Source organism: Terrabacter sp. RAF57 (genome assembly GCF_052113925.1).
Classification (GTDB): domain Bacteria; phylum Actinomycetota; class Actinomycetes; order Actinomycetales; family Dermatophilaceae; genus Terrabacter.
Genome location: NZ_JBFRDT010000022.1, coordinates 81,426 through 92,061, shown reverse-complemented (window position 1 = coordinate 92,061; position 10,636 = coordinate 81,426). Strand labels below are relative to the sequence as shown.

10 protein-coding genes, 1 tRNA gene and 1 riboswitch are annotated in these 10,636 nt (G+C 71.2%); of the genes, 7 read left to right on the top strand and 4 right to left on the bottom strand.

Features of this window, described 5'->3' with window-relative positions:
• From AB4Y83_RS19680 to AB4Y83_RS19660, 5 genes are all read left to right on the top strand, one after another.
• A partial coding sequence (locus tag AB4Y83_RS19680; RefSeq protein ID WP_442297887.1) for a sensor histidine kinase occupies window positions 1-600 on the top strand: 600 nt, incomplete at its 5' end.
• On the top strand, window positions 597-1,262 hold the full coding sequence (locus AB4Y83_RS19675; RefSeq protein WP_442297886.1) for a response regulator transcription factor: 666 nt from the start codon (window positions 597-599) through the stop codon (window positions 1,260-1,262). The genes AB4Y83_RS19680 and AB4Y83_RS19675, both read left to right, overlap by 4 nt.
• 578 nt (window positions 1,263-1,840) lie before the next feature.
• Window positions 1,841-2,905: a type 1 glutamine amidotransferase gene (locus AB4Y83_RS19670; protein WP_442297885.1), complete on the top strand. Its 1,065-nt coding sequence runs from the start codon at window positions 1,841-1,843 to the stop codon at window positions 2,903-2,905.
• A 195-nt stretch (window positions 2,906-3,100) separates the two neighbouring features.
• On the top strand, window positions 3,101-3,421 hold the full coding sequence (locus AB4Y83_RS19665; RefSeq protein ID WP_442297884.1) for a PadR family transcriptional regulator: 321 nt from the start codon (window positions 3,101-3,103) through the stop codon (window positions 3,419-3,421).
• Window positions 3,418-3,792 (top strand): hypothetical protein, encoded by a 375-nt coding sequence (locus AB4Y83_RS19660; protein ID WP_442297883.1) that lies wholly within the window; start codon window positions 3,418-3,420, stop codon window positions 3,790-3,792. The genes AB4Y83_RS19665 and AB4Y83_RS19660 overlap by 4 nt, the downstream gene beginning before the upstream one ends.
• 469 nt (window positions 3,793-4,261) lie before the next feature.
• On the opposite strand, the gene AB4Y83_RS19655 is transcribed toward AB4Y83_RS19660, so the two are convergent.
• From AB4Y83_RS19655 to AB4Y83_RS19640, 4 genes are all read right to left on the bottom strand, one after another.
• A tRNA-Thr gene (locus tag AB4Y83_RS19655) sits at window positions 4,262-4,334 on the bottom strand.
• A 160-nt stretch (window positions 4,335-4,494) separates the two neighbouring features.
• Entirely contained in the window at window positions 4,495-5,145 is a 651-nt protein-coding gene (locus tag AB4Y83_RS19650) for a transglycosylase family protein (RefSeq protein ID WP_442297882.1), read from the bottom strand.
• 3 nt (window positions 5,146-5,148) lie between these two features.
• Window positions 5,149-5,336, bottom strand: a riboswitch (cyclic di-AMP (ydaO/yuaA leader).
• Window positions 5,337-5,655: 319 nt separating this feature from the next.
• A complete protein-coding gene (locus AB4Y83_RS19645) occupies window positions 5,656-7,539 on the bottom strand; it encodes a protein kinase domain-containing protein (protein ID WP_442297881.1) in 1,884 nt (627 codons plus the stop codon).
• 99 nt (window positions 7,540-7,638) lie between these two features.
• Window positions 7,639-8,070 carry a CBS domain-containing protein gene (locus tag AB4Y83_RS19640; RefSeq protein WP_442275350.1) on the bottom strand — a complete coding sequence of 144 codons (432 nt, stop codon included), beginning with the start codon at window positions 8,068-8,070 and terminating at the stop codon, window positions 7,639-7,641.
• Between the two features lie 203 nt (window positions 8,071-8,273).
• On the opposite strand from AB4Y83_RS19640, the gene AB4Y83_RS19635 reads away from it, so the two are divergent.
• Together AB4Y83_RS19635 and otsB are read left to right on the top strand one after the other, a co-directional pair.
• Window positions 8,274-9,836 (top strand): alpha,alpha-trehalose-phosphate synthase (UDP-forming), encoded by a 1,563-nt coding sequence (locus tag AB4Y83_RS19635; RefSeq protein WP_442297880.1) that lies wholly within the window; start codon window positions 8,274-8,276, stop codon window positions 9,834-9,836.
• Entirely contained in the window at window positions 9,833-10,636 is an 804-nt protein-coding gene (gene otsB / locus AB4Y83_RS19630; RefSeq protein WP_442297879.1) for a trehalose-phosphatase, read from the top strand. Before AB4Y83_RS19635 ends, otsB begins: the two co-directional genes overlap by 4 nt.

The window sequence follows — 10,636 nt, the reverse complement described above, 5'->3', positions numbered from 1 at the left end:
GCCGAGCTCCACGACGTGCTGGCCCACTGCCTGTCCGGCGCCGCGATCCAACTGCAGGGCGCCCGGCTCCTCGCCGCCCGCGAGCCCACCAGCGCGCGGGTGCAGGAGGCGATCCGACGGGCCAGCAACCTCGTCAACGACGGCCTCGCGAACGCCCGCGCCGCGGTCGGGGCGCTGCGCGGGGAACCACTGCCCGGCATCGCCGACCTCGAGGACCTCGTCGCAGGCTTCCGGCGCGACTTCCTCGTGCCGGCGTCGCTGACCATCCAGGGCCAGCCCCACCCTCTGACCGCCGAAACAGATCTGCTCCTCTACCGCGCGGCACAGGAGGCCTTGACAAACATCGCCCGGTACGCCCCCCGAGCCCCCACCCTCGTGTCGCTGCGCTATCGGAGCGGCCGCACCTGCCTGACGGTGCAGAACCGGGCCGCCGACCCTGATCCGTCCGACGGCTCGCTCCCGGCTCCGCGGGACCTGACGACGATCGGTGGCGGACACGGACTCGCCGGACTGAGCGAACGCCTCGAACGGGTCGGCGGCACCCTCCACGCAGGGCCCCACCTGGACGGCTGGCAGGTAGATGTGGACGTGCCGGCATGACCAAGGTCGCCCTGCGGGTGGTCGTCGCCGACGACCAACGCGTCGTGCGCGAGGGACTCGCCATGCTCATCGGCCTCCTGGACGGCATCGAGGTCGTCGCCACTGCAGTGAACGGACTCGACGCGGTCAAGCAAGCACAGCTGCACCGGCCCGACATCGTGGTGATGGACCTGCGGATGCCCCGCCTCGACGGGGCGCAGGCCACCGCCCGGATCCGTTCCGAGCTGCCGCAGACGCAGGTGCTGGTCCTGACGACTTATGCCGACGACGACGCACTGTTCCCTGCGCTGCGGGCCGGCGCGCTCGGCTACCTGACCAAGGACGCCAGCGCAGAAGAGATCGAACACGCCCTGTCCGCGCTGGCCCGCGGCGAGACCCACCTCGCCCCGGAGGTCCAGCACCGCCTCGTGACCGCCACCCTGGACGCGCAAGAGGCCCCCATCCTGAAGGCCTCCACGGCAGGCCTGCCCCACGGGCTGTCCCCCCGTGAGGCCGAAGTCCTCGCCCTCATCGCCGCCGGCCTGTCCAACACCGACATCGCCCGCCAGCTCGTCCTGAGCAACGCCACCGTCAAAACCCACATCAACCACATCTTCGCCAAGATCGGCGCCCGCGACCGCGCGCAGGCCGTCCACTACGCATACGACCACGGCGTGACTTGACGGCAAGCGACCACACCGATCACCCCACTCGTCCTGAAGAACGCTATTGCGCGACCACAATCGTCCTGCGGGAATCGACGTCCTCTATGGCCGCGTTGGTGGCGGCTACGCTCGCCCGGTCACGAGAGCCACTGCGGCGTGAGTACGGCCCCGCGGCTCGGCCCCGTCACGCGTTGGGCCCGTGATTCGGCGTCGCCCTTCTAGCATTGACCGACGAGCCATGCTTGTACTCAACCTAGGGGCTAAGTAGAGTACAAGCATGGTGACTGCGCGCCGGATGACGATGGCGACCCAGTTGGTCCTTCGCGCACTCCCCGCCGCCCCACAGAGGAGCTGTGCGGAGCTGAGATCGTGGGCACGGCGGGGCTGATGAGCGGCATCGGCCATCCAACCCTGACGCGCTTGGAGGCGGCGGGCTGGGTGGAGTCACGCTGGGAGGAGGTCAACCCTCAGATGGCCGGACGACCAGCCCGCCGGTACTACCGCCCCACCGGGGCGCGCACAAGGCGCGTGGGCCTTGGCGTGGGTCTCCCGTCCCCAACGGGGCCGACTGGCACCCGTCCCGAACCGGGTCTGCCGTGACCGGAGCCGCCGGCGGCGGGAGTACGACATCGCGTGTCCTCATCCGCGCCGCCACGAACTCGCTGCTACCAAGAGCAATGCGCGAGCGGTACCGCCGCGAACACCTCGAGCAGCCCAACGCCCTGCCCATCAGCGACAAGATCGACTATGCCGTCAGGGCGCCTGCCCTCACCTGCGCTCTTCAGACCCCTCCGGACCCGAACGGCTCAGCAACCAGGACTAGGCCCAAACGCGGCCGGCTGCTGGTGGTCCAGCACGTCTCCTTCGCGGGGCCCGGCCCGCTGCGCGCGCAGCTGGAGGCCGCCGGGCTCGTCCTCGACGTGATTGACGTCAGCGCCGACGCGGCTCTCCCCTCGACCCTCGAGCACTATGACGCACTGGTCGTCCTCGGCGGCCCCCAGTCGGTGCTCGACAGGCAGGGCTGGCCCACTCGCACCCAGGAAGCGGCGCTCGTGGCCGAGGCGCTCCGCGACGAGGTGCCCTACCTCGGTGTGTGCCTGGGTGCGCAGCTGCTGGGCGTCGAGGCCGGGGGCGCGGCCTATCGGGGCCCGGCGGCTGAAGTCGGATGGACCCCGGTCGCCACAACCGCGCAATGCGCCGTCGACCCCGTCTTCCGCGTGGTGCCGCGGCGCCTACACGTGATGTCGTCACATGTCGATCACGTGAGCCTCCCCGGCGGAGCCACCCGCCTCATGTCCTCCAGCGCCTACCCGAACCAGGCCTTCCGGGTCGGCAGAATCGCGTGGGGCACCCAGTTCCACCCCGAGGCGGACGCCGCGTTCGCAGCGACCCGACGACGGCTCGTGCCCAGTTGGGCAGAGGACGAGGTGCCGGCGAACGGCGATGAGCGGTTCTTCGAAGGGCACGCCGGGGCGATCTTCGCAGCGGTCTTCTCGCGGTTCGCCGCCGTCGTCGATGCCGCCGTCACCCGGCGCCGAGAGCTGGGTCCGGCGGGTCGAGTTGGCAACCGCGAGGGCAGACGTGCCAGCGGATCGCCGATGAGCAACTTCGGTCATCCTGCGCGGTCCCGTGACCGCTGTGGGGGCTTACGCCCAGCGTGAGGTCAGTGGCCCACTTCCAGGATGCCGCCTCGATCGTGCCGCGGTTCGGTTCTGGGGTCGCTGACGCAGTCCGGTGTCGCCACGCGATCTCGATCCAGGTCTTGACTGGCCGGTCGACCCGCACCTCGGCGCGCGCCGCTGCGTGCCGGCGTCGGACTCTTGTGCCAGGCTGTCGGCCCTAGGTAGAGTACGACCATGCCACCACGGATGACCATGGCAACCCGGTCGGTCCTCGATGTCCTCTTCAGCGACCTGGCGGCCGACTGGTACGGGTCGCAGATCGGCCGGCTCGCCGGACTGCCGAGTGGCACGGTCCACCCCATCCTGGCCCGCCTGGAAAGAGTCGGCTGGCTGGAGTCCCGGTGGGAGGACATCGACCCGAGCAGGGAGGGCCGACCGGCGCGCAGGTACTACCGGCTCACGGAGTCAGGTGCCACGCAGGCGGGGAGGGCCTTGGCCTCCGCGCGCCGGCCGCGAACTGGCTTCGCTCCGATACCGCAGGAGGGCTTGTCATGAGAAGGAAGATTCAGAGGGCGTCGGTCCGCTTCGCGGCGTCGGCGATGGAGCGGGCCACCGTGGGCGTCCCCTCCGAGACCCGCGATCGTTACCACGATGAGCTGATCGCCGAGATGCACGGGCTCGGCCGCCTGGCCGCGTGGCGGTATGCGGTCGGGGTCGCCGCATCGGCCTCGACGATGCACGCCGTCCTGACGGACGGCGGACCGCAGCCGGAGCCGGCCGTCCACCTACCCCTCGGCTGCCGTATCAACACCCGCCACGTGTGGGCGACGACCTATACGTCGGACGGCAAGCTGTATCGCGCCTGCGCCCGGTGCGGCAAGGAGTACGTCCCCATGGGTCCAGGGGCCGGCTTCACATGGGGCTGAGCCGGCCCTTGGACCGCCAGGTCAGAGGTCGCCCTCGAAGAACTGGGCGCGGGCCTTCGGGTGAGCTCGTGACGAGAACGGTCTCTCGGTGCGACTGAACCGGAACCTGGGGCCGGTCTCGAGCGCGATGATCCGGCCCGCCGCCCACAACGCACCGTGCAAGACGTCCCGGCCAACAGCTGAACCACGCTCAAAGGCCAAGCTGGTCCTTAGCCAGATAAGTCCCCGGAACCAGCCGCTCAGGACGCACGCTCATGGCACCCCTTTAGGCCAAGACTTGGCAAGGGCCGGGGTTCTACGCTGGTTGGTGACCGGTCCGGGAAGAGGCTTCTCCGAAGAGCCGGTGTGGGGTTGTGAGCCGGTCACGCTGGAGTCAGAGTCGTTGCCCCCACTCGTGCCCACAGCATCCAGCTCGCTCCACGACCGCGAAACCGCAGGTCAGGGTCACTATCGACCCCGTTGAGCGGAGAGCTGGCGAGGGGACTCGAACCCCTAACCGCCTGTTTACAAGACAGGTGCGCTACCAATTGCGCCACGCCAGCACGTCTCGGCGCGAGCGCCGCGGACGGGCGAAAGCGTAACCGAGCCGGACGGCATACGCCCAAACACCGGGCGCGAACCGACGCCGGACATGAGAAGGACGGCCCCGCGCAACCCAGGGGTTGGTCGCGCGAGGCCGTCCGGCTCAGTTGTATCAGGAACTCACGGGAGTCGCAGAGTCTGACCCACGAAGATGAGGTTCGGGTTGGTGACCCGGGCGCCGTTGGCCTTCCAGAGGGCCTTCCAGCCGCCGGCCACGTGGTAGCGCGCGGCGATCTTGCCGAGGGTGTCGCCGCTGTGCACGGTGACCTTGGCGCCCTTGGCGGTGTTCTTGACCGTGGGCTTCGTCGCGTACGTCTTCTTCTTGACGACCTTCTTCGTCGTCACGGGCTTGCGGACGGTCGACCGCGAGACCGGGGTCGTCGTCGCGCCACCGTTGGCCCGCGTCAGGCCGGCCCGCTGCGAGCACACCGGCCAGGCGCCGGGGCCCTGGGAGGCGAGCACGCGCTGCGCGATGGCGATCTGCTCGGCCCGCGTGGCGAGGTCGGCGCGCGACGCGAAGGCCGTGCCGCCGTAGCCACGCCACGTGCTCTGCACGAACTGGAGGCCGCCGTAGTAGCCGTTGCCGGTGTTGATGTGCCAGTTGCCGCTCGACTCGCACTGGGCGACGCGATCCCAGACCGAGGCGGCCTTGGCCGACCCGCCCGCGGCGATGCCACCGACGATGGTGGCGGCTCCAGCGATTCCGACTCCCGCGATGCGCTGCTTGACCGAGATCTTCTTGGCCGCAGCATGCTTGGACATGTACTGCATGGGTGATCCTTCCTGACGCGCGCCTGCGGGGTTAGCTGTCGGGTTGGGGCGTCAGGTGCCCCGTCGCGGATGCGACTTCACCCCGAGACCAGATCTCGTCCTCTTGACATGCGCTTCGACACACATGCACTCACTGGCCACACTGGGTCCCCCGTCCTCGCCCGGCCCACGGGTGTGGGCTACATCCCTGGCTGGCGAGGCTCGGCGCGCTCAGGGAACGGATAAATGGGTGTCCATGTGAAGTTGTGGGAGCGTTCGTGTGGAGCCGGACGCGACGAAGCGACCCGGGAACCGAGTCGTGCTGCTCCCGTTCGACCCGAAAGTCGAGGCCGCCGAGCACTGACGGTACGGGACGTTTCCGCAGCGCACAAGGCACGTCGAGACACTTCCGTGATCTTTTTTTCAGCCCCAGATGCAGGTCGATCCGCTATGCACACAGGCCTCGCACAGGGGCCGCCCGGGCGCCCCACAGGCCCCGCCCCGCACGCTCAACCGTCTCGCGCCGAGCCGTCACTTCCCGAACGGGTTCGTCGTGAACGGGTCCCACGTGAGGCTCGACCCGTGCTGCAGGGCCACGAGCGCAGCCGCGACGCCGAAGACGGCGAGCAGCCCGGACACGATCTGCGCGGCCAGGCCGGCTGGCACGAGGCGCCGCGCCATCGAGCGCGAACCGCGTCGCAGCGAGGCGCCGCCGGGGCCCCACCACAGCATGAGCAGGCCGAGGACACCGCCGATCGCGAGCGTGATCGGTGTGCCCGGGCCGAGGTCGGTCCCTTGCGTGCCGGCGAGGAGCAGGGCGGCCGCGAAGACGCCGGCGAGCGCCACCGCCACGGGCAGGAGCAGCCCGACCGCGGTTGCGATGATGCCGACGACGAGGTGCCACGGGCTCGACACGACGGCGAAGGGCACGTCGCTGCGCCGGCGGCCGAAGTCGTAGCGGCGCATCACGAGCGCCGTGACCGAGCGGTCGGTGGCCCGGGCGAGCGCCGACAGGACGACGAGCACGACGAGGGCGATGCCCGGCCACGCCATGAGGGCACCGACCCAGGCGATCGCGACAGCGGCGAGCAGTCCGGTGCGCATCGGCAGTCCGATGCGCGGGTCGCCCTCGCGCTGGGCGGGCTCGTCGTCCTCGTCCCACTCGTCGTCGGGCCAGTAGCCGTCCTGCGGAGCCGGCTCGACGTCCTGCCCGCCGCGCCCGTGCCGGGCATCGTAGGCCTGGGCGCCGCCCCAGTCGTCCGGCGACGCGGGCTCGTCGTCCCAGCCGTGGTCGTATGCCGCCGGGCCGGGGTCGGACGACCGCGGACCGGTCGGGGGCGGGGCCCACCGCACCGGGTTCGCCGCGGCCGCGCCAGCGCCCACCGCGCCCACCGCGCCTGCCGTGCCTGCTGTGCCGACGGGCGGCATGACGGCGGTGCTGCCGTGCTGCACGACCTGGGTGTCTCCGGGGGTCGCGCTGACGCGGCCGTCGTCCCACGGGTTGCCGCTCGGCGTCGGCACCGTCGCCGCGCGGCCGGCGGCGTAGAGCTCGAGCGCCGCGATGACCTCGTCGGCGTGGGGGCGAAGCCGCGGATCGGGAGAGAGGGACGCGCGCAGCAGCGGCACGAGGCGCGGGTCGACCCCCTCGAGGTCGACGTCACCAGCCCGGACGCGGGTGAGCACGGCGTCCATGCGGGCGCGGCCGAAGGGCGGACGGCCCGACGCGGCATACGTGATCGTGGCGGCCCAGCCCCACCAGTCGGTGGCGTCGGTGATGGCGGCACCCTCGACGAGCTCGGGCGAGAGGTAGCCGGGCGTGCCCATGACGAGCCCGCCGACGGTGTGGCGCACGTCGTCCTGCAGGTGCGCGATGCCGAAGTCGATGAGGACCGGGTCGCCGTCCTCGATGAGGACGTTGCCCGGCTTGATGTCGCGGTGGACGACCCCGCACGCGTGGATGGCGCGGATCGCCTCGGCGATCCCGCGGGCCAGGCGAAGCAGGTCCGCCGGGGCCAGCGGGCCGTGGTCCTCGACGACCTCGTCGAGGGCCGGGCCGGGCACGTAGCGGGTCACGATGTAGGGGCGGGGCGCCATGACGTCGGCGTCGATGACGCTCGCGACCCGCGCGTCGCGGACGCGCGAGAGGGTGTCGACCTCACGGGACAGTCGCTGCCGGGCGTCGGCGTCGTGCGCGACGTGGGCGCGCAGGACCTTGATCGCGACGGCACGGCCGCGCGGGTCGAGGGCGAGGTGGACCACGCCCATGCCGCCCTCGCCGATCTCCTCGATGAGACGGTATGGGCCGATCCGCTGCGGGGACCCCGGCCCGCCGGGGCGCGCTGCCACGGGCACGCCACCGGTGCGCGCGCCGGGCCGCGGGTTGGGCACCCGCTCGGTCCGGTCGTACGCAGTCATACCCCTACGGTATGCGACGGGGGCGCCACGGCAGGAACCCTGCGGCAGCGAGCCTCGGAGTGTCCTGGTTCGTCGGTTCTGTCCAGTTTCTCCGGAGCGTCAGCTGCTGATGTAGTCGCGCAGCTGGTCGCGCTCGGACTGGAGCTCGGAGAGCCGGTGCTTGACGATGTCGCCGATGCTGACGATCGCGGCGAGCTTGCCGTCGGCGTCGACGATCGGCACGTGGCGCACCCGCATCTCCGTCATCGTCCCCGCGAGGTCGGCGATGTTGTCGTCGGCCGAACCGGTGGTGACCTCGCTCGTCATGATCTGCGACACCGGCGCCTCGAGCACGCTCGTGCCGGTGCTGTGGAGGTGCCGGACGATGTCGCGCTCGCTGACGATCCCGTCCACGCTCGTGCCGTCCGTGCTCACCACGACCGCGCCGATGCGGTGCTCGGCCAGCAGGCCGAGCAGGCCGGCGACCGTCTCGTCGGGCTTGATGGTGATGACCTCGCTGCCCTTCTTGCGCAGCACGTCAGAAATCTTCACGGCGACTCCTTCACCTCGGCGCGATGCCCTCAGGCGGCCACCCGCTCCACCAGAGATGCCCTGTATCGACCCTAGAGCGGGACCGCACCGGGCGCCACCGTTCGCTCGTTAGAGTGGGACCGATCGCGCCCCGCGGCGCCCCTCCCCCGGGTCTGGGTACGTCGAGGGCCGTGCCCTCCCCTCGAGCAGCAGGAGCTGATTGCGTGTCGACCCCTCGGCCGACCTACGACCTCGTCATCGCCGCGAACCGCCTGCCCGTCGACAAGGTCGTCACCGACGACGGCGCGGTCGAGTGGCGACGCAGTCCCGGCGGCCTCGTCACGGCCATGGAGTCGGTGATGCGCACGCAGCCCGGCGCCTGGGTCGGCTGGGCCGGAGACGCCGGTGAGGCACCCGAGCCGTTCGACGAGGACGGCATCCACCTGCACCCCGTGCCGCTGTCGACCGACGAGGTCCGGGACTACTACGAGGGCTTCTCCAACGACACCCTGTGGCCGATCTACCACGACGTCATCGTGCCCGCGACCTTCCACCGCGAGTGGTGGTCGAGCTACCAGACGGTCAACCGTCGCTTCGCCGAGGCCGTCGCCGAGGTCGCGGCCGAGGGCGCCACCGTGTGGGTGCAGGACTACCAGCTCCAGCTGGTCCCTGCCCTCGTGCGCCAGCTGCGGCCCGATGTGCGCATCGGGTGGTTCAACCACATCCCCTTCCCGCCCGTCGAGCTCTTCGCCCAGCTGCCGTGGCGGGCCCAGCTGCTCGAGGGCCTGCTCGGAGCCGACTTCCTCGGCTTCCAGCGCCAGGCCGACGCCCGCAACTTCGTGCGCGCCTGCCGCCAGCTGCTCGGCGCCGCGACCAAGCGCGACCGCGTCACCGTCGAGGGTGCCCACCGCCAGGTCCGGGCGGCGGCCATCCCGATCTCCGTCGACTTCCAGGGACTCGAGGAACTGGCCAAGCGCCCCGACGTCATGGAGCGCGCTCGCGAGATCCGCGAGAGCCTCGGCAACCCCAAGGTCCTCATGCTCGGTGTCGACCGGCTCGACTACACCAAGGGCATCCGGCACCGTCTCAAGGCCTACGAGGAGCTGCTGAGCGAGCGTCGCATCGGGCCGCCCGACGTCACGCTCGTGCAGGTCGCGACCCCGAGCCGCGAGCGCGTCGAGGCCTACCGCAACCTCAAGATCGAGATCGAGCAGACCGTCGGCCGCATCAACGGCGACCTCGGCAAGATCGGCGCCCCGGCCGTCCACTACCTGCACCACTCCTACCCGCGCGAGGAGATGGCGGCCCTCTTCCAGGCCGCAGACGTCATGCTCGTCACCCCGCTCCGCGACGGCATGAACCTCGTTGCCAAGGAGTACGTCACGTGCCGCCATGACCTCGGGGGCGCCCTCGTGCTGTCGGAGTTCACCGGCGCGTGGCACGAGCTGCACCAGGCCTTCGCGTGCAACCCGCACGACATCGAGGGGCTCAAGCAGACGATCCTGCGCGCCATCAACACCCCGGCCAAGGACAAGCAGCGGATCATGAAGGCGCTGCGCCGCCGCGTGTCCGACCACGACGTCCAGCGCTGGGCGGCCCGCTACCTCGCCGCGCTCGCCGCGGCGCCCGAGATGCCGGGGGCCGAGTCGCGCCCGCGGCCCACACCGCACGCTGAGGAGACACCGCTCATGCCGGCGCCCAGCGAGTCGTCCGGCACGTCGTCCGACCGTCCGGGCAGCGACTCCCGCGACGAATCCCGCAGCGCGACGAACGGGACGCGGTCATGAGCACCGGCGCACCGACCACCGAGGCCCTCGAGGCCGCGGCCTCCGCGGAGGTCCTGCTCGTCGCGACCGACTTCGACGGGGTGCTCGCGCCGTTCGACGCCGACCCGATGCAGGCCACTCCCGTCGAGGGCACCGTCGAGACGCTCCGGTCGCTCGCGAGCCTGCCCGGCGTGCACGTCGCCGTCGTCTCGGGCCGCGACCTCGGCACGCTGCGTGAGCTCACCGGCATCACCGAGGACGAGCCGATCGTCCTCATCGGCAGCCATGGCGCCGAATCGTCGAGCCCGGCCGTGCGCGAGGCCATGGAGGCGGCCGCCGTCACCCCCGCCGACGAGGTGACGCTCGCCGAGCTGCGCACCGACATCGAGGCCCTCGTCAAGGAGCATCACCCCGAGGCCGGCATCGAGTACAAGTCGGCCGCCGTCGTCGTCCACGTCCGGGGCATCCCGCGCGAGACCGGCGACGCCGCGATCGCCGACGCCCGGCGGGTCGCCCTCGACCACCCCGGTGTCAAGGTGCTCAAGGGCAAGTCGGTGCTCGAGCTGTCGGTCTCCCACGCGGACAAGGGATCCGCGGTGACCGCCCTCGGCCGCCACGTCGGCGCCGTCGCACGCGTCTACCTCGGCGACGACGTCACTGATGAGGATGCGTTCATGCGGATGCGGCGACCCGAGGACATCACGGTCAAGGTCGGCACCGGTTCCACGGCCGCCCGCTATCGCGTCGACGACGAGCAGGCGGTGGCCGCACTGCTGACGCGTCTCGAGCAGCTCAGCTCCGCCGCCCACGCCCCGAGCTGA